Raw genomic sequence first — 15,130 nt, forward strand, 5'->3', positions numbered from 1 at the left:
ATAATCAATAATTGTATTGTCCTTTTATTAACCATCCATCATAATTGGTGTCCTGGAAGTTTATTTTTTGAGTAGCTGCGAATTCTGCAGGGGCGTACACTCCGTTTTGGTCACATAATACTTCCATAAAGTCACATCCTAAACATTCCTGAATTGAATTTAGAATAGCCCACTTAGATTGCAGCTTTTCTTCTTCTGTATTCCCCAACTCATTGTAAAACTGAATATCTAATCTACTCGGAATGCCTATAAAACCTTCAAAACTGACAAAACAATATGATTTTCGAGTAAATCCATCTTCATTCATTTTATATCTAGTTCCAAACTTAATATTAAACAGACCCACATATATGCAACATTTACTTACATCTATATCAGTAAACATGTTAAATAAGTCCGGACGCCCAGCTCCTATGAACTTCCAACAGTAATTGCATTTACTTGATTCATTCCAACCATTAACAAGGTTTTCAAACTGCTTGATTATATTCATTACTTCTTGTTTTTGATTATTTCATTATAGTCTCTTTGTATCACTGATTGAATGCCATCACCCAATAATTTTACATACATTAGCTCAAATTCAACTTCTCCTAAACTTTTCCATTTTCTAGGATCATTTGTTATTGATCGGTAAATAGCAAACTCACCAATATCATTCATCCTATCTGCTCCAGCTGCTGCCATATCAGGATCATTAACAGATGGGATACTATTTAAAAGCTTTGAACACTGGTCAATCTCTTGCTCTAACCACTTCATGAACTTTATAGCTTCATTAGCTGATTCTTTCAAGAAATCTTCTATACTTTTCCCAGTTATTAATGCTACAGCCTCAAGTATGTTGTCATCTTTGTAAAAATCAAAACATTGATATATTTTAGTAAATGGGACCTTGAATATATTTCCTACACACATTGTATCTTCAGGTAGAATTAACTCATAAACAGCCTTAAATAAAGCTTCATTTTGAATCACTACCCCTAAGCTATCGCGTTCTTGCTCCACCTGAATTGATTTTAATAGTTTTACCTTTCTTAGTTATATAATAACCTCCGGCGTCATTGGTGTGGTCATATCCTTCTTTAGGATCTTTACTTGGTTCACCGTTCTTGTACTTTTGTTTTTTTAATGATTCAGAGTATACAGAACACGTGAATCTGTTAACAAAGTATTTTCGCTCTCGAAATGCAGTATTTACTTCGTTCACTCGATCTCTTACGGCCGGGTTACTTACCCCAGTACGAATAACATACTTATACTGTCTTATTATGTCAAAGTCGGACTTTCCACTTGTTTTTCTATTTTGCCCAGATGCATCTGGATAAATAACAATGCTATGTCCACCGTACAGCTCCTTAATTTTCTCACACATATTAAATGTATCAAAAATTCCTGTAAGCTCAGCTACAGCAAAATCTGAATCACCTTCATGTACATGGATAATTGCGCTCATATTTGTGACGTTAAAGTCCATACCGATATGCAAAACATCATTAGGCTGTACTACTCTATCCGAATGGTTTTCAATGTCATCATAATCATTATAAACTGAATGTCCACCTTTATCCGGTATAAGCCCTAAAATAGTTGTACAGAAATAATGGAAATCATCTTCTAAAAACTTTTCGTACTGCTCAATTGCAGTCTCGTTTAAATTCTCATAGTTATTGATGAATGTATTTTGAAGAGAAAGATGATTATTTCTTTTTGGTATTGCTAAATAGTAAGGCTTATTATTTTGATTAACTATTTGCTCTATCTCAGATCTTTTCTTGCTACTATGCTTAAGTACTATTTCTACTAAAACATCATTAGAAACCTTTGTTAATTTATAATCTCCCCAAACATGATGATCCTTTTCTGGAGGGTTAAAGGCTCTTAATATCTGAAGGACTGCCCCTTTTTTCCTTAATGACAACAACAGCTTATTAAAATCCTCTTTTTCAACTTCATCATATTCCTCAATGTAAAGATCTGTTGCTCCTGCAAGTGACTTTAAACTTGCCGTTTGATTTCCTGATGATACCTTAAACCCCTTTGTGCCCAACGTATTTCCATTTATAAGGTTTTCAGCATAGTTTTCCCCTGACTTATTATCTGAGTAAGATATTACACCACTCAAGCTTACTCCATGCTGTGATTCATATTCATCAATCCTGTCTTTAAGGTCCTGCCAACATGAAGTGTAAATAGTAGCATGTGTTTGACGTAGGAAAAAGGCCCTTGATCCTTCTTTATGGAGTAGATTATATAAGGCTCTTTGTGACATAGCGTAAGACCTCGCCCCGGCACGTCCACCCCATAAATCAGCAATGAAGTATTCTTCAGTGTATAAAGGGTAATATTCTTTTAATACATTCATTTTTTACTAGCATCAACAACTACCCACTTAGGAGGATCAGTAATTTTTATTTCACTTTTCACTATTTTCTCCTGTTTATCAGAAATTCCTTGAAGTCTTGCTGTTAAATTAGCATTAAAAGCTCCAACCATCGCACCTTCTATCTGTTGATTGTTAATTTTTTCCCTCGCCCATGTTGTGACTTCTACAAACTCCGCTCTTTCTTCATATAATTTCCAGGTTGCATGAGCGATTCCTAAGTAGTGACAAAGTGCAATTAAAGTGTAAGGTCTTTGTGTTGGAATTTGTAATGGAGTTCCAGCATATTCACCACCCTTAACAACATCATTTTTTATCCAAGGGTTTTTATCAGCCCATTCAAAGTATGCTTTGCAGAATGTAGATAGTTCTTCAGGTGTTTCAAATTTCAAAGGACGCCCTCCTTCATTGCCAACGGAAATTGTATTTCCCTCCGCAAACTTACCGTCCGGCTTTCTTCCTTCATTCTCTTCACTCTTCTTCTTTGCCATTTCTAATTCATTTTAACTACCTCCATGTAGAACCCATCATTTAACTGCAGATTGACATCAAGCCAAGTTGCCACCTCAAGTATTATATTATGAAACCAATTAACACCAGTAATTTCAGGTTCCATAGAATCTACATCCTTTGCATAAATCTTAACTACATTGTATGTATATCCTTTATGGGTAAATCCTTTCTCTTTAGCTGTTTTAATATTCATTTCTTTTCCTTTATTCATTCATTGCACTCCCCGTCACTCCCTCTGCCATAGAAAATTAGTTTTCAATTTATTTCTCTTTCAAATACAACGTATTGCACAATTTACCGTTGATATATACTCTCCTTATTGGCTTTCCTATAAGGAATTTTAAAACCAGAAAGCCTTAAATAATGGTATTGTACCAAGCACGTAAGACCATATAGTATTTTTAACTTTTATTCTCATACTCCCTAAATTAAAAACCCCGCTACCTATTACAGCAGCGGGACACCAAATCACAAAATATTAATATGAAAAAAATAGTTCCTACTGCATTAAATCAATCTCCCTCGAATTCGAGGCATTTAAAAAAGAACGATGGGGTTTTCACCCTTCTTTTTCTTTCTCCAATTTCTCAACTTTAATTAAAAGATACCTAACTAAATCTGTCAGCTGATAGTCGTACAGATACAACTTTGGATTCTCTTTGAGTTTGCCAATTAAATCTTCAACTTCTTTTTCGTTCAACACCATATTTAAAAATTTTAGTGGAAAAGCCAGGACTTGAACCTGAATCACCCTTGCTTTATCAGAGTTTTGAGTTTCTCACAAGCATTGCCATTATGCTACTTTCCCGTTTCCTAGTCTTTCCCAGTGTCAACCATAGTTGCAGTATGGATTTGCTGTTAGATTTGAAATAAAAAATCAAGGTACTAATATTCTCACCCTTCTTTTGCTGATGCCCCCGGTTTTGCTCCGTAACTCTTAGCGATAGCTAAGGTCGCATTACCTATATGCTAGCATCACGTTTGTTATATTGGCCTAATCCAAGTTCCAGACTCTGTTTCTTTTTCTTCTAAATCCAATAAGTACATCCTTTGATAAATGTCTTTTTTTTCTTCATTATCATTGTAATCTTTATCAAAATCTGAATAGTTCTTTTCGACAAAAACACCCCAATCAGTTGTTAACCATCCTTCTTCATTGATGTGGTATGCAAATGCTTTATATAATACATCACCCCATAATTCCTTTACTTTTTCTTCTCCCATTATTTAATTATTACGTTCTACTTTCCATTTACTGAAAAAATTCAATTGTTTTCTAAAAGCGTCAGAGAATGAATATTTAGCAAGCCTAACAGACTTAGCTTCTACAACTGGCATCGCAAATGTTCTACCATCTTTGCCTACTGCCTTAACTGAAAATTTTTTCATATTGTAATTTTTAAAAACACCAAGCAATCCACCTCATCAACCAACTAACCACCCCTTCTGCACTCTACATCTTGTGCTTGGCAATTCAACAACACATCAAATCATATCTAACACACTTTCAAACCTCCTACAAGATCATAATCATCTGCATCATCAATCAAGTCATGTTCAATTAAAAAGTTCTTCAAATTATGCGCTCGTTCAGCTAGGTTATTGACCGGACGGAAATCTGATAAGACTACATAAATCTCATTATCCTCACCCGTATAAGCTCCTTCTCCTATCTCAAAGTATCCATATCCCGAATCAATCAAAACCTCATCAAGATGCTCTAAAAAATCAAAGTCTTCATTATCTTGATGCTCTTTTGGTTTTCGTACCATAAATCCAATACCTGAATGCGCGTAATAATCTACTCCCATATTTATTTTGCTTTAAGTTCTTTAATCCTATTGCGGTAATACTCAATCTTTTCTTTTATCTCCAGAATTGACAATTTCAAAACTCCATTTCGCGCCCTGAATTCTAAAGCTTCAAATCTTTCAATCCCTATTTTTTCAATTAACCTAGGGCGATATTCATGAATATTTCCTGATAAATGGAAATTGCAATTATTACTGCATTGTTTCCATACATTATCCTCATCAAATCTAACATTCGGATAAGCCCCAACCGAGAACATGTGGCCAGCATCATACTTAATATCTGTCCTTGTAGTTCCACAGCTTATACATGGCTGGTCTTTATCCCTTAGTCGAATAAATGTATTGAAGTCTTTCTGCAGCTCTTGCAACCAATCCTTATGTGTTTTAAGCTTCTCCTTCCTGATCTTCTTCTCTTTTCTCCAAGCTTTAGCGTTTTGCTTTTGAACATTTGATTTACCTAAAGAAATTGCGCAGGTCGTACTACATACTTTCTGAGTTGTCCGGAAGGGACTAAACTCACTCCCACATACTACGCACTTCTTAGGCTTTATCACACTCATTACCAGCTTAATTACAGTAAAGCTAGTAACAAAAATTGGTACAAAACAAATGTATCCTAACTTATTTTAAAGTATTTACTAACATTTTTTATTTATTAATCTAACTTATTTAGAATTGAAACAAATTGTAATATTATTATTACTTTAAAGTTGCATGTAAGTAATATTATTATTACATTTGTATAACAAAACAAACAGTTATGAAAACTATACTTGATATTAAAAATAGAATTTTGGAAACCTTGAGCAACCAGGGTAGAACGGCTTACTTTACAGTGTATAGCGTTTCAGGTAAAGAAATAAAATTAAGAGTTGGTAATCATTCAGGAAATAAAAGGAATAATGGAGATGCTAAAACGTTATCTTTCATTTCAAATAGAACCACTCAAAGACAATCTGCTTATAATTCTATAATTGAAGAATGGGAAATTGATTTGGAAAACGAACTAACAGATACATTTCAAACAATAGAACAAGTGTTGGAATGGGAAGATGTATCTAATGATCAGGAAGCAGCAGAAGAATTATATTTTGAAAATTTATAAGTTATGATACACAGAAAAGAAAAATTAGACGAGTCTGATATTGTACAAAAAGATGGATTGTTTTATTTAGAATGTCCGATTTGTGGCAAAGATCATGGGGTAAGCGATGAAAGGGAAATGATGCCTGTTTATGCAATTTGTTTTGGAACTCCAACACATGAAGACTGGAAGTTGTATAAGAAAGAAAGAGGCCTTAATAATTCTGATATAGCCTCCATTATTGGAATTACTCCTGATAGTGTTAAAAATCAAACACAATCAAATAAAGAACTTCCTAGGTGGGCGCTTTCCATGCTTTACGAATGGAAAAATTAATAAAATAACCCCTGTTAATGCAGGGGTTTTATTTTGGAAGTGTAATACGTATTGCATTTAATGGTCTTAGATAAGCTAATTTCTTATCGGCAACCATTTTATCAAGCAATTGGTTTCTCTCGGGTATTGGCTGGTTTATAATCTTATCCAGATCATTTAAATCGGTTCCGTTCGATCCGCCATTTATCTTATGATCAGCTTTTACTTTTTCAAGTATTTTTGCTTCTATTTCTTCCATGTTTTCCATGGAGCAAAGATACTACTTCTTAGATCTACTGCCAATTAATAGAATTACATAAAGAATAGACAATATACATCCTACGATGAATACATTATACGTTAAATAGTCTGTCATGCTGTAAAAAACACCATCACCTATGCCGGAAGGAGTAAGGACCCTGCCTTTATTTAAAACATCTATATCGCTACCAAATAACATTAAAAACAACAGTACAGTAACTACAATGCCTATTGATAAGCCTATTTTATTTTCTATTTTATTCATGGGTGTAATTTAATTATTTTTTAGTTTTTATTTTTACGGGAAACCGTAATAATACTAAATTATCCAGTAAAGAAAACAGATTAAAGCAACTATCCATATCCATGCAAATACTCCAATCAACCTCATCTGAGTGTCTTTGTTCTGGAATAACATGCAATCTTTGAAGAATTCTTTCATTCTGCTAATTTACTTTTGTTGGATGGTTTTAAGTTGTGGGTTTCCGTAATTACCACTTCTTCTTATATGGACTCGGCCGGCACTCAACTTTAGAATTGTCAATTGTGTAACTGAACAGCTCTGGAATTTTCATAAAGCTTGAAGTTTTATGATGCGTGCCTTCCGCGGTCTTAATAACATATTGATTAAGATAATCATCGAAATGAAGAAATCCGCAGCCGTTAGAACTGTTTGATTTTACTTTGTCTCCAATCAATAAAGGTTCTTTTGTTACACAATCTTTTATTGGAGTGAATTTGGAAAAAGCAAATTCTGAGTAACCAATTCGATTGCCAAATATATCTATCAACTTTATCATTTCTGTTAAAATTGATTTTTCGTTTTCTAAAAATAAAGCAAGCATTGGATCTTCGTTATTAGAATTTTCTATACATTCAATCCTATATTGTAATTCATCTTTTAAATTATCTTTTGTCGGCTTCATCTTTACAGTATTTCACAGATTATACATTTTGAGGGGTTAAAATCCATCAAATTCAGGCAGGTTATCTATTTCATTTTGACTTAAATATTTAATGCCAAAAGCAAAATCAATGCTTTCAAAATCTTCCGAATCATCTAAGTTTTCCTCTAGTTCTATTTTTAAAGTTTCTAGAATGTTATTAATGTCGGGATCCGTTAAGGTAGATCCAAATAATGTCATTGTGTAGCATTTAATTTTTTTCATTGCTTTATTATTTATTGGTTAAAGTTGCTTTGTTTATGTATTCTCCTTCCGGTAATTGAAAGACGTTGAAGTGTAATTCTAATAGCCTTTGAATCTTCCAGTAATCTAACACATCAAGTGATTGATTATTCTCAACACGCCTCATTGTAGTTTGAGAGTCTTTAATACTTGTGCTGATATAATCAATAGGAATTACTTTCTCCCCCTCATGCTCTATCTCTTTTGTTAGATAGGAGAGGTCGTACAGGATAGGTATATATTTAACTAGAGTTCGTAAACGATCTAAGTCAGCTCCTAACATTTTTTTAGGTTTATTCCATGATTTACCATTATTGTATGAAGTACATATCTTTAACCCATACGGCAGATAAGCACTGAATATTTTTAAAAGTTCTTCTTTTGTCATTGTTTTGTTTTTTAGTGGTTATTACTCATTTAGTTCAGAAAGTCTTTGAGTTAAAGTTTTAGGACGTAACCAAAATAAATCCCCATCTTCTTTAATGTCTAAATTTATTTTATCAGCTCTTTTTAAATGTGTTTTTTTAAAAATCATCCATCCGTCATTTCTTATTGCAAAGTCTAAATCCTTCTTATCATGTTGCCATTTTTGATATTCTTCTTTGATAATTTTCTTTTTATCAAAAGAAGGCGGAAATAATTCTGAATTATTCATAAGTCTTTTTTTTAGTGGTTAATTGGATAATATTTATCAAAAATATCCTGTATGTCTTTACTTGCTTCTCTTAAATCACCTATACGAACTCGCTGTTTAAAATATTCTTCATCTTCTTCATATGTCCTATCATCATCAGCCCATACACCGAAAGGAGTATCGCATCCACAATAGATACATTGCCATTCATCGAATGGAGTAACCTTATCACATTCAATACAGAATTCTAAGTGACAATAAAAAGGGATGCAGTTGTATTTCATATTTATTTGTATATTAATCGGAAATTATTAGTTATGGAAAGTATTATTAAACAACTCACTCAAATAGCCGACTTTGCATATTACGGAGTGATCGGAACTCTTATCGTTTTAGCAGTAGTCGCATTATTCTGGAAAAAAGAGAAGTATTAATTACTTCTTAATCAATCCGTGAAGGAAGTTTATTAGTTCAGGGGATTGGTCCTTCAGAAATGGCTTGGAAAGAGTCCATTCATGTGTTAGTTTATAAATATTCACTTCATTATTGCCTGATAAGTGAACAAGTATTATAAACATCAAATCAGATAATACTATTTCCCTGCTTTCTGATTCTGGCAGCTTCTCCCGTATATCGGCTGTTAGTTCTTTTAATGCTTTCATAGTCCTATCTGTTTTAATACGGAGGGGGTTAATTCAACTGAAGACATTTTTAATAAATCTTCAACTTTTAATGAAGTCTTGTTCTTTAGAACCCGGATTAAAGTCCCATCTTCATCTTCCAGAATAAAATAGTTTTCCCTATGTTTTATTTTAATTTCTTCAAACAGTACTTTTTCTTTGGCTTTAACATAATTCCCCAATACTGCCTGATAATCTTTGAATTTACCTTCAAATACTTTCAGAGGTACTAATGATAACTCCTTTCCCTGTTCATCTACAGGAACAAACATTCCCAATGTGAGAGGTTGGCGAAGGAATTCAGCATATTTAAATACTTTTTGCATAAGTTTTCCAGTCTCAACAACTGTATCATTCATATGGAATTCTACATTTTCTTTATGTTGCAGAACGAATTCTGTCATTGATATTAGTTTCATATTTTGTTTTTCTGGTGTTAATACTTGGTCTTCTTCAAATTCTTCTCTGAAGAAATTTTCAATGTCATTGATATAGCATTCATAGTCCATATCAGCGTTTTCGATGTCGCTCCATTCTACTTTGTATAGGTTTTCATCTTCTAATGGGTCTATCATTTGATAAGGTTTTCGGGGTTAAGTATGGAGTCTTTGTCTACCTGTAAATTATCAGCTCCATATTGGATATGAGACATTTTCTCATTTGTTTTATATACTCCATCATGAAAATTCATTTTAGCGTTCTCCGCTATTCTCTTCTGCTGTTGCTCCTGGACTAGATCACAGGCAGCGAAAATCTCATCATCTAAGTCAATATCATTTTCTAAATGGAAGTTTTTTAAATCATTCCAATTTTCAAACTCTTGACTCTTCGCATACTCATCGAATATGCGTTGTTTCTCTTGGTGGCTCATGGTTATTTATTTTCAACAGAAATAGTAAATACATCATTATTAATTGAAGGTGCAGCCTTTACGGTTAAAACATCATCCTTCAGGCTCCAATCAATCAGATTTTCTCTTACTAAATTTTCTAAAAAATATGATGATTTAAGTTTTATAAAGCTTGATCTCATCAGTAATTGAAATGACTTATTTTTATCTTCCATTAGTTCCAAATCCTGAATTGTTACTATTTCCAATTCGTGGGGAAAGTATTGCCATGAATTTTCACCATTACCAAATGAAACATATAACTTCTCATGCATTGAAGATGACACATATCCTCCTAACTTTACTTTACCTATCCATCCATTTGATGAGCCATAATAACCACCAGCATTTTTGTAATTATCACTATTAACTCTTACCAATGTTTTTAAATCTTGGATATTGTTTTCTTTTATGAATTGCTCTTTTTCTAAGGTATTTTCCATTGTTATTTTATTTTAAATTAAACATAAGACGGGTGCTTTGATGCTTTTGCACCAACTAATTTTTGTCTTTAAATTGTTGTTGTTTTTCCCGGAAGAATTACCGGATATTATCTATACTTTACTGGGATTGATCCTCTATACTTCCATACTGCAATCATATGAATGGGCAAATTATGCTCTTTAATAATTTCTTTAGCCTTATCTAAATCAAAGTATTTTTCATTTCTAGGCTTAGAATCAATACTCTTTAACGCATTAGAAGCTATTTTGATGTTTTTTTCAGATGGTTCTATATTGTATAATTCTAGTATTTGTTTATAAGAATTATTTTTTTTTAGGCTCTGTAATTTTTCAATTTCAATTTCCTTCCATTGATCTAAATCATAATTGTAATCCTGATCATAATCAATCATACTGTTATGAAGAATACTATCTTTAACAACTTGCCAATCTGTTTTTCCTAATTTCCTTGAGTATCCGAATCGCTCTCTTTGTAATTTTCTACAGTTATAAAGAGCCTGATTTCTTGAATTTTCACCAGTTAGAATTGCTAAATTAATTTCCTGAGCTACATCATTGAATTCAAGTTTCTTAAGTCCTGGACTAAATATCATGAGATACCAGTAAATATTCCAAAATCCATCTAAAAGTTCCATTTTTGCATCTCTTTTATTTTTACATCATCAATTACTTTAGCGTAGATCTGTGTAGTTGAAATATCTGAATGGCCTAATATCTTACTGATCACCTCGATGGGAATTCCTATTGTCAAAGAAAGCGTAGCAAATGTATGGCGAGCGCAATGAAATGTGATCTGATCATTAATTCCAACCTCGTTTAACATCTCCTTTAGTTTTCGATTAACAACTTTATTACAATAAGCATGATGAAAATTATTAATAAAGTATTTAGCTTTATCGGAAATAGGGATCGCAACTTCATTTTTTGTTTTTTTCATTTTTAATCTTATTACATCTTTTTCGATCATTTTTTCTTTATCGAATTGAAGAATATCACTAAAACGTAGTCCTGTTGTACAGGATAGCAAAAACATATTCATTACTCCCCGATCAACACCATGCCACTTGCCACTTATATACAGCGATTCTAATCTTAGGAATTCTTCTTTAGATAGAAATACCCGATCACTTTTACATTTTTTGATTTTGATCCAGGCAAAAGGATTTTCTTTGATCTTCCTTGATCGTAAAGCTGCATTAGTAAACACCTTGAATATTTGAAGATTTTTAGAAATAGTATTTTCATTCATTTTATCTTCGTTTTGTAAGAAAATTTTAAAATCTAAAATCAAATTTTCATTAACTTCTTTGAATGAAATTTTCTTTCTGAATTTATAAAGATGGAAAATGAACGTTCTTCTGTGAGAAATAGTTCCATCTGACAAATCACCCTTCCATCGTTTCAACATTTGACCCATAAAAATGAAAAATTCAGAGTCTTCTGGAAGTATCCTTATTGCCTTTGTTTTTGTTAAATTTAAAACCTTGCACTTCCGTTGAATAACAGACGATACTGATCTATTAAGTGACTCTGCCATTTCTTTATTGGAAAGAATATCTACATTTTCTTTGATGAATAAATCATCAAATTCTGACCATGAAATCTTTTTCTTACACGATTGTAATCTTTCAATACCTTTTGATACTCTGAAATCATAGAAGTGTCTTTTTGAGCAATTAAAATGCAAAGAAAAATCTTGATCAGACATTGAAAGAAGATTGTTTTTAATGAACAATATATTCTCTTTACTATGCTGAATTGTATTAAGAATACTTTCACCATTTTTTAAGCGATCATATCTATTGTATATCGCAGCCGATGATTTTCCCAATGCATCAGAAAGATCAGCTATTTTGATATTGCCATAATTTTCAAGTATAAAAGAATCTTGCTGTTTTGTATACCCTGTATTCATTTGTAATATTTTTGAAATTCTGGATTATTAATAAAAGACATTAGGCCTATCTCCTTTATTTCAGCTTGATCAGAATGATCAGCCTTAATTATGTATAATAAAGATTCTCCTCTTTTCAGATCTACCACATTAATTATTTCGCCTATTTTACTAATCAAAGATTTGAACTGAGTTGACCTTTCGTGATTAACTATAACTTGAATTATATCATTCTCACTCATGATTGTTGTTTTAGTTTATACGTTTTTATAAGTTCTACCATGCTTTAGCTTTGATATAATCTGGTGTGATACATTGTATTTTTTTGCAATTTTTATATTTGTCCATTCTGAACTTTTAAATAGCTCCTTAATTTCCATTACTTGAATAGCATTTAATTGTGAATTTTTATATTCAAAAGAACTTTTTACAATCAAACCATGTGAAATTGCATGTTTAATATTATGCGACTGTGTACACCATTCAAGATTTTCAAAATAATTATTTAATGGATCTAAATCCTTATGATTAATGACTGGAAAACAATTGTCATTTTTAATAAAGGCTTGTGCTACTAACCTATGAACAGTAATTGTTTTATTTAAATTAATTGTTCTTGCTCTAAAACAAACTGTGTAGTAACCTATTCTATTTAATGTTAGCTTTTGCATCCTACTCTTAAACAACATAGGTCTGCCTGTTTTAGAATGTACTATCCTATCTTTACTACGGACATTACCATGATTAGATACTTGATACAAATCTTCATATCCAACTGCGTCTTTCCAAACTTCCGGCAGCCTCTCGCTTACTGCTACTTTCTTGTACTTACTTTTCATTAGATAATATTTAGTAATTCATCAATTGTGTTTTCAAGATCATCAACAACCTGTTCAAGTTCTTGGGTTCTTAATTCATACTCTTCACCTTTTTCACTTTCTTGCCATCTTTCAGATCTATTTTCAAATATCTCTTCTCGCTTTTCAATTTCTAATTTTAATGCTTCTAGCTGTATTGTGAGATTTTCATGTATTTTTTTCATATGATTTTTTTTAAGATTGTAAAACCCCGACCCGTAAGCCGGGGAACTTTAACCATGAGACCGTTATAGGTGGTCAGCCTTGTTATAATTTACACCACCAGTTAGAAATCTCCTGCATCCACTCAGGCTTAGCTCCGGGTCTAAGGTCGATAACATTACAACCTCTTGTATCATCCCATCTCATACCTCCGTTTACTTCTTTTAATTGCGCTTTTGATAATTTTTTTAAGTTTTTCATAATATTTGATTTATTTGATTTTTTAGAAAAAAAGAGGCGGCCGATCCAGTGACCGCCTCTAACCATAAAGGCAGTTTTTAGACTTGCCCAGGTTCGCTTTAACAATGTTTAGATTAACTCATCATCTGCTGCCTTTATTAGCGGTTCAGCATCCTTAATAATGTTCTTTAAGTCTTCTAAGGTTAGAAAATGAGTTTCTCCCTTAGAAGAACCACTTTGCGTGGTGATTTTGAAATACTCTTTAGAATAAGCTCCTCCTTTTTTTCCAAATCTCACAAACTCTAATTTGATTTTTTTTCGAGGTTTGTCAGTTGAAGTGATTAACGTCTCCTCTTGCGCTGTAATTTTTGCCATGTTGTTGAATTTTTAATTGTTGTTACTTTGATTTGACTCTGTAAATATATGTCGTTTTATTTACATAAACAAATGTTTTGTTATTATTTGTTATTTTATTTACATTTGCATAATGGATAAGAGATTAAAAAATATATTTACAGCCCTTTATAAATGCAAGGTTGTGGCGGTTGACACTAATCTTAAAAATCTTTTGGAAAAGCTATATAAAAGAGACGTCACTAATGCTGAGTATATGAAGGCTTATCGTTCTAAGGACTCAAAATTTGAACTAACAATTAATGATGAGGTTTATACAATCAATAAATTTGAAAACTAAGCTTTTCTAAATAAAGACTCTTGAAACTTAATCACCCTGTTTTGTTGCTCCTCCGTTGAGGTTAAGAATGAGAAAATAAAATCTTCAATTCCAATTTCCTTTTTATCGAAATTTTCATTTCCTGTAAAGTGCTTATTAAGTTGTTTAAAGGCATTGATAAGATCGAATATTCCATCTCGTGAATGAATTAATCCTTTATTTTTAAGCATCTTTGTTCCGGTATCTACGATAGTGGTTCCGATCGCAGTAAATGACAACCACATTTCTACCACTTCACGATCTTTGTCATTATAATTTTCGGGACCTTTTAATGGCTTAATTAACGGTTGCGCCTGCACTGGTTTAGTATTAATAAATTGAGCAGAAACAGGTGCTAATGGCATAAATCCAATGGGCTTTTTTAGTAATTTTGATGCGTTCATTTTTCGTAAAAAATATTCTTCGTTAAAGTTTTTAATTCTGTTTTTAAATTCCTGGTTGAATTGCGACAATCCTTCGTATTTCTTCAAGTGATACATGATTGTTGAATGATCCTTTCCTAGTAATGCGGCTATTTCTTGAATCTTAAATTCTCTTGATCTAAGATTATAAATGAAAATCGTGAAATCATCAAGCAGATCAGAGGGCGTTCGTTTAATCTTTGTTTTCATGACTTTTCGATTTAATTTGCTCAGATACCCATTCATAAACCTTATCGTTTTTAACATGAGTTATAGCCATTGCATGAAGTCTATCGAACGAAAACGCAATATCATCTGTCATGGCTTTTTTCTTATCTTCAAAATACTCTGAAAGATTCTTCAACTCGTAAGCGTTAAATAATATCGAATTTGGCTTTAATTTCTCTTTAGTAAGGATTTGTATCATTTTATCTTTAATCGCGATTTTTTGACCACTTTCGTCTCTTACAAAGGATGATAGCCCACCTTTCTTAATTGCGAATTCATAAAACAGGAAAGCATGGTTGCATTTTTCTCCTTTTTTCACTGACTCAACCAAAGCGTCCCAATTCTTCTTTTTTTCGGCCTTTATTTCTTCAGGAGATCTTTCCGGTTCTGG

General features: G+C 32.3%; 31 protein-coding genes and 1 tRNA gene. 2 read left to right on the forward strand and 30 right to left on the reverse strand.

What is annotated here, in order from left to right:
* Nucleotides 1-4: 4 nt before the first annotated feature.
* The 11 genes from WH267_RS17385 to WH267_RS17435 all read right to left on the reverse strand — a co-directional run bounded on the left by WH267_RS17385 (nucleotide 5) and on the right by WH267_RS17435 (nucleotide 5,270).
* Nucleotides 5-493: a hypothetical protein gene (locus WH267_RS17385; protein WP_340009977.1), complete on the reverse strand. Its 489-nt coding sequence runs from the start codon at nucleotides 491-493 to the stop codon at nucleotides 5-7.
* A complete protein-coding gene (locus WH267_RS17390) occupies nucleotides 493-1,008 on the reverse strand; it encodes a hypothetical protein (protein ID WP_340009978.1) in 516 nt (171 codons plus the stop codon). Before WH267_RS17390 ends, WH267_RS17385 begins: the two co-directional genes overlap by 1 nt.
* Nucleotides 989-2,365, reverse strand: coding sequence for a phage terminase large subunit (locus tag WH267_RS17395; RefSeq protein ID WP_340009979.1), 1,377 nt, complete (start codon nucleotides 2,363-2,365; stop codon nucleotides 989-991). The genes WH267_RS17390 and WH267_RS17395 overlap by 20 nt, the downstream gene beginning before the upstream one ends.
* Complete coding sequence (locus tag WH267_RS17400) at nucleotides 2,362-2,874, reverse strand: terminase small subunit (RefSeq protein WP_340009980.1); 513 nt, start codon at nucleotides 2,872-2,874, stop codon at nucleotides 2,362-2,364. The genes WH267_RS17395 and WH267_RS17400 overlap by 4 nt, the downstream gene beginning before the upstream one ends.
* Before the next feature lie 2 nt (nucleotides 2,875-2,876).
* Nucleotides 2,877-3,107: a hypothetical protein gene (locus WH267_RS17405; protein ID WP_340009981.1), complete on the reverse strand. Its 231-nt coding sequence runs from the start codon at nucleotides 3,105-3,107 to the stop codon at nucleotides 2,877-2,879.
* A gap of 348 nt (nucleotides 3,108-3,455) precedes the next feature.
* Nucleotides 3,456-3,602 (reverse strand): hypothetical protein, encoded by a 147-nt coding sequence (locus WH267_RS17410; protein WP_340009982.1) that lies wholly within the window; start codon nucleotides 3,600-3,602, stop codon nucleotides 3,456-3,458.
* Between the two features lie 15 nt (nucleotides 3,603-3,617).
* Nucleotides 3,618-3,704 (reverse strand) — tRNA-Ile (locus WH267_RS17415).
* Nucleotides 3,705-3,880: 176 nt separating this feature from the next.
* A complete protein-coding gene (locus WH267_RS17420) occupies nucleotides 3,881-4,120 on the reverse strand; it encodes a hypothetical protein (RefSeq protein ID WP_340009983.1) in 240 nt (79 codons plus the stop codon).
* 3 nt (nucleotides 4,121-4,123) lie between these two features.
* Nucleotides 4,124-4,285, reverse strand: coding sequence for a hypothetical protein (locus WH267_RS17425; protein WP_340009984.1), 162 nt, complete (start codon nucleotides 4,283-4,285; stop codon nucleotides 4,124-4,126).
* Between the two features lie 107 nt (nucleotides 4,286-4,392).
* A complete protein-coding gene (locus tag WH267_RS17430) occupies nucleotides 4,393-4,707 on the reverse strand; it encodes a hypothetical protein (protein WP_340009985.1) in 315 nt (104 codons plus the stop codon).
* Nucleotides 4,708-4,709: 2 nt separating this feature from the next.
* On the reverse strand, nucleotides 4,710-5,270 hold the full coding sequence (locus WH267_RS17435) for a recombination protein NinG (RefSeq protein WP_340009986.1): 561 nt from the start codon (nucleotides 5,268-5,270) through the stop codon (nucleotides 4,710-4,712).
* Nucleotides 5,271-5,470: 200 nt separating this feature from the next.
* Here WH267_RS17435 and WH267_RS17440 point away from each other — a divergent pair, with 200 nt between their 5' ends.
* Together WH267_RS17440 and WH267_RS17445 are read left to right on the forward strand one after the other, a co-directional pair.
* Nucleotides 5,471-5,815: a hypothetical protein gene (locus tag WH267_RS17440; RefSeq protein WP_340009987.1), complete on the forward strand. Its 345-nt coding sequence runs from the start codon at nucleotides 5,471-5,473 to the stop codon at nucleotides 5,813-5,815.
* A 3-nt stretch (nucleotides 5,816-5,818) separates the two neighbouring features.
* Entirely contained in the window at nucleotides 5,819-6,130 is a 312-nt protein-coding gene (locus tag WH267_RS17445) for a hypothetical protein (RefSeq protein ID WP_340009988.1), read from the forward strand.
* A gap of 28 nt (nucleotides 6,131-6,158) precedes the next feature.
* On the opposite strand, the gene WH267_RS17450 is transcribed toward WH267_RS17445, so the two are convergent.
* The 19 genes from WH267_RS17450 to WH267_RS17540 all read right to left on the reverse strand — a co-directional run bounded on the left by WH267_RS17450 (nucleotide 6,159) and on the right by WH267_RS17540 (nucleotide 14,721).
* Nucleotides 6,159-6,368 (reverse strand): hypothetical protein, encoded by a 210-nt coding sequence (locus WH267_RS17450; RefSeq protein WP_340009989.1) that lies wholly within the window; start codon nucleotides 6,366-6,368, stop codon nucleotides 6,159-6,161.
* Nucleotides 6,369-6,389: 21 nt separating this feature from the next.
* A complete protein-coding gene (locus tag WH267_RS17455) occupies nucleotides 6,390-6,635 on the reverse strand; it encodes a hypothetical protein (protein WP_340009990.1) in 246 nt (81 codons plus the stop codon).
* 226 nt (nucleotides 6,636-6,861) lie between these two features.
* A complete protein-coding gene (locus tag WH267_RS17460; RefSeq protein WP_340009991.1) occupies nucleotides 6,862-7,296 on the reverse strand; it encodes a hypothetical protein in 435 nt (144 codons plus the stop codon).
* Nucleotides 7,297-7,332: 36 nt separating this feature from the next.
* On the reverse strand, nucleotides 7,333-7,539 hold the full coding sequence (locus WH267_RS17465; RefSeq protein WP_340009992.1) for a hypothetical protein: 207 nt from the start codon (nucleotides 7,537-7,539) through the stop codon (nucleotides 7,333-7,335).
* Between the two features lie 7 nt (nucleotides 7,540-7,546).
* Nucleotides 7,547-7,945 (reverse strand): hypothetical protein, encoded by a 399-nt coding sequence (locus tag WH267_RS17470; RefSeq protein ID WP_340009993.1) that lies wholly within the window; start codon nucleotides 7,943-7,945, stop codon nucleotides 7,547-7,549.
* Between the two features lie 21 nt (nucleotides 7,946-7,966).
* Nucleotides 7,967-8,212, reverse strand: a complete 246-nt coding sequence (locus WH267_RS17475) for a hypothetical protein (protein WP_340009994.1) — start codon at nucleotides 8,210-8,212, stop codon at nucleotides 7,967-7,969.
* Nucleotides 8,213-8,223: 11 nt separating this feature from the next.
* Complete coding sequence (locus tag WH267_RS17480) at nucleotides 8,224-8,475, reverse strand: hypothetical protein (RefSeq protein ID WP_340009995.1); 252 nt, start codon at nucleotides 8,473-8,475, stop codon at nucleotides 8,224-8,226.
* 150 nt (nucleotides 8,476-8,625) lie between these two features.
* Nucleotides 8,626-8,853, reverse strand: a complete 228-nt coding sequence (locus tag WH267_RS17485) for a hypothetical protein (protein ID WP_340009996.1) — start codon at nucleotides 8,851-8,853, stop codon at nucleotides 8,626-8,628.
* Nucleotides 8,850-9,446: a hypothetical protein gene (locus WH267_RS17490; RefSeq protein ID WP_340009997.1), complete on the reverse strand. Its 597-nt coding sequence runs from the start codon at nucleotides 9,444-9,446 to the stop codon at nucleotides 8,850-8,852. The genes WH267_RS17485 and WH267_RS17490 overlap by 4 nt, the downstream gene beginning before the upstream one ends.
* The gene (locus tag WH267_RS17495; RefSeq protein ID WP_340009998.1) at nucleotides 9,443-9,742 is read right to left on the reverse strand and encodes a hypothetical protein; all 300 of its coding nucleotides are present in this window, start codon (nucleotides 9,740-9,742) and stop codon (nucleotides 9,443-9,445) included. Before WH267_RS17495 ends, WH267_RS17490 begins: the two co-directional genes overlap by 4 nt.
* A gap of 2 nt (nucleotides 9,743-9,744) precedes the next feature.
* Nucleotides 9,745-10,203, reverse strand: a complete 459-nt coding sequence (locus WH267_RS17500) for a hypothetical protein (RefSeq protein ID WP_340009999.1) — start codon at nucleotides 10,201-10,203, stop codon at nucleotides 9,745-9,747.
* Between the two features lie 107 nt (nucleotides 10,204-10,310).
* Complete coding sequence (locus WH267_RS17505; protein ID WP_340010000.1) at nucleotides 10,311-10,859, reverse strand: hypothetical protein; 549 nt, start codon at nucleotides 10,857-10,859, stop codon at nucleotides 10,311-10,313.
* Nucleotides 10,847-12,139: a tyrosine-type recombinase/integrase gene (locus WH267_RS17510; RefSeq protein ID WP_340010001.1), complete on the reverse strand. Its 1,293-nt coding sequence runs from the start codon at nucleotides 12,137-12,139 to the stop codon at nucleotides 10,847-10,849. Before WH267_RS17510 ends, WH267_RS17505 begins: the two co-directional genes overlap by 13 nt.
* The gene (locus WH267_RS17515) at nucleotides 12,136-12,360 is read right to left on the reverse strand and encodes a hypothetical protein (protein ID WP_340010002.1); all 225 of its coding nucleotides are present in this window, start codon (nucleotides 12,358-12,360) and stop codon (nucleotides 12,136-12,138) included. The genes WH267_RS17510 and WH267_RS17515 overlap by 4 nt, the downstream gene beginning before the upstream one ends.
* Nucleotides 12,361-12,375: 15 nt before the next feature.
* Complete coding sequence (locus WH267_RS17520) at nucleotides 12,376-12,957, reverse strand: NUMOD4 domain-containing protein (protein ID WP_340010003.1); 582 nt, start codon at nucleotides 12,955-12,957, stop codon at nucleotides 12,376-12,378.
* Nucleotides 12,957-13,160, reverse strand: a complete 204-nt coding sequence (locus WH267_RS17525) for a hypothetical protein (protein WP_340010004.1) — start codon at nucleotides 13,158-13,160, stop codon at nucleotides 12,957-12,959. Before WH267_RS17525 ends, WH267_RS17520 begins: the two co-directional genes overlap by 1 nt.
* An 82-nt stretch (nucleotides 13,161-13,242) precedes the next feature.
* Nucleotides 13,243-13,398: a bacteriocin-like protein gene (locus WH267_RS17530; RefSeq protein WP_340010005.1), complete on the reverse strand. Its 156-nt coding sequence runs from the start codon at nucleotides 13,396-13,398 to the stop codon at nucleotides 13,243-13,245.
* Nucleotides 13,399-13,506: 108 nt separating this feature from the next.
* Nucleotides 13,507-13,752, reverse strand: coding sequence for a hypothetical protein (locus tag WH267_RS17535; protein ID WP_340010006.1), 246 nt, complete (start codon nucleotides 13,750-13,752; stop codon nucleotides 13,507-13,509).
* Nucleotides 13,753-14,067: 315 nt separating this feature from the next.
* Entirely contained in the window at nucleotides 14,068-14,721 is a 654-nt protein-coding gene (locus WH267_RS17540) for a helix-turn-helix domain-containing protein (protein WP_340010007.1), read from the reverse strand.
* Nucleotides 14,722-15,130: the final 409 nt, after the last annotated feature.

Origin of the sequence: Chryseobacterium sp. MYb328 (genome assembly GCF_037572595.1) — a bacterium.
Taxonomy (GTDB): domain Bacteria; phylum Bacteroidota; class Bacteroidia; order Flavobacteriales; family Weeksellaceae; genus Chryseobacterium; species Chryseobacterium pennae.

Bases quoted from the DNA above. Each gene is read 5' to 3' on its own strand.
- WH267_RS17385 (WP_340009977.1), bottom strand. From the start codon at position 493: ATGAATATAATCAAGCAGTTTGAAAACCTTGTTAATGGTTGGAATGAA.
- WH267_RS17395 (WP_340009979.1), bottom strand. From the start codon at position 2,365: ATGAATGTATTAAAAGAATATTACCCTTTATACACTGAAGAATACTTC.
- WH267_RS17400 (WP_340009980.1), bottom strand. From the start codon at position 2,874: ATGGCAAAGAAGAAGAGTGAAGAGAATGAAGGAAGAAAGCCGGACGGT.
- WH267_RS17405 (WP_340009981.1), bottom strand. From the start codon at position 3,107: ATGAATAAAGGAAAAGAAATGAATATTAAAACAGCTAAAGAGAAAGGA.
- WH267_RS17410 (WP_340009982.1), bottom strand. From the start codon at position 3,602: ATGGTGTTGAACGAAAAAGAAGTTGAAGATTTAATTGGCAAACTCAAA.
- WH267_RS17420 (WP_340009983.1), bottom strand. From the start codon at position 4,120: ATGGGAGAAGAAAAAGTAAAGGAATTATGGGGTGATGTATTATATAAA.
- WH267_RS17425 (WP_340009984.1), bottom strand. From the start codon at position 4,285: ATGAAAAAATTTTCAGTTAAGGCAGTAGGCAAAGATGGTAGAACATTT.
- WH267_RS17430 (WP_340009985.1), bottom strand. From the start codon at position 4,707: ATGGGAGTAGATTATTACGCGCATTCAGGTATTGGATTTATGGTACGA.
- WH267_RS17435 (WP_340009986.1), bottom strand. From the start codon at position 5,270: ATGAGTGTGATAAAGCCTAAGAAGTGCGTAGTATGTGGGAGTGAGTTT.
- WH267_RS17440 (WP_340009987.1), top strand. From the start codon at position 5,471: ATGAAAACTATACTTGATATTAAAAATAGAATTTTGGAAACCTTGAGC.
- WH267_RS17445 (WP_340009988.1), top strand. From the start codon at position 5,819: ATGATACACAGAAAAGAAAAATTAGACGAGTCTGATATTGTACAAAAA.
- WH267_RS17450 (WP_340009989.1), bottom strand. From the start codon at position 6,368: ATGGAAGAAATAGAAGCAAAAATACTTGAAAAAGTAAAAGCTGATCAT.
- WH267_RS17455 (WP_340009990.1), bottom strand. From the start codon at position 6,635: ATGAATAAAATAGAAAATAAAATAGGCTTATCAATAGGCATTGTAGTT.
- WH267_RS17460 (WP_340009991.1), bottom strand. From the start codon at position 7,296: ATGAAGCCGACAAAAGATAATTTAAAAGATGAATTACAATATAGGATT.
- WH267_RS17465 (WP_340009992.1), bottom strand. From the start codon at position 7,539: ATGAAAAAAATTAAATGCTACACAATGACATTATTTGGATCTACCTTA.
- WH267_RS17470 (WP_340009993.1), bottom strand. From the start codon at position 7,945: ATGACAAAAGAAGAACTTTTAAAAATATTCAGTGCTTATCTGCCGTAT.
- WH267_RS17475 (WP_340009994.1), bottom strand. From the start codon at position 8,212: ATGAATAATTCAGAATTATTTCCGCCTTCTTTTGATAAAAAGAAAATT.
- WH267_RS17480 (WP_340009995.1), bottom strand. From the start codon at position 8,475: ATGAAATACAACTGCATCCCTTTTTATTGTCACTTAGAATTCTGTATT.
- WH267_RS17485 (WP_340009996.1), bottom strand. From the start codon at position 8,853: ATGAAAGCATTAAAAGAACTAACAGCCGATATACGGGAGAAGCTGCCA.
- WH267_RS17490 (WP_340009997.1), bottom strand. From the start codon at position 9,446: ATGATAGACCCATTAGAAGATGAAAACCTATACAAAGTAGAATGGAGC.
- WH267_RS17495 (WP_340009998.1), bottom strand. From the start codon at position 9,742: ATGAGCCACCAAGAGAAACAACGCATATTCGATGAGTATGCGAAGAGT.
- WH267_RS17500 (WP_340009999.1), bottom strand. From the start codon at position 10,203: ATGGAAAATACCTTAGAAAAAGAGCAATTCATAAAAGAAAACAATATC.
- WH267_RS17505 (WP_340010000.1), bottom strand. From the start codon at position 10,859: ATGGAACTTTTAGATGGATTTTGGAATATTTACTGGTATCTCATGATA.
- WH267_RS17510 (WP_340010001.1), bottom strand. From the start codon at position 12,139: ATGAATACAGGGTATACAAAACAGCAAGATTCTTTTATACTTGAAAAT.
- WH267_RS17515 (WP_340010002.1), bottom strand. From the start codon at position 12,360: ATGAGTGAGAATGATATAATTCAAGTTATAGTTAATCACGAAAGGTCA.
- WH267_RS17520 (WP_340010003.1), bottom strand. From the start codon at position 12,957: ATGAAAAGTAAGTACAAGAAAGTAGCAGTAAGCGAGAGGCTGCCGGAA.
- WH267_RS17525 (WP_340010004.1), bottom strand. From the start codon at position 13,160: ATGAAAAAAATACATGAAAATCTCACAATACAGCTAGAAGCATTAAAA.
- WH267_RS17530 (WP_340010005.1), bottom strand. From the start codon at position 13,398: ATGAAAAACTTAAAAAAATTATCAAAAGCGCAATTAAAAGAAGTAAAC.
- WH267_RS17535 (WP_340010006.1), bottom strand. From the start codon at position 13,752: ATGGCAAAAATTACAGCGCAAGAGGAGACGTTAATCACTTCAACTGAC.
- WH267_RS17540 (WP_340010007.1), bottom strand. From the start codon at position 14,721: ATGAAAACAAAGATTAAACGAACGCCCTCTGATCTGCTTGATGATTTC.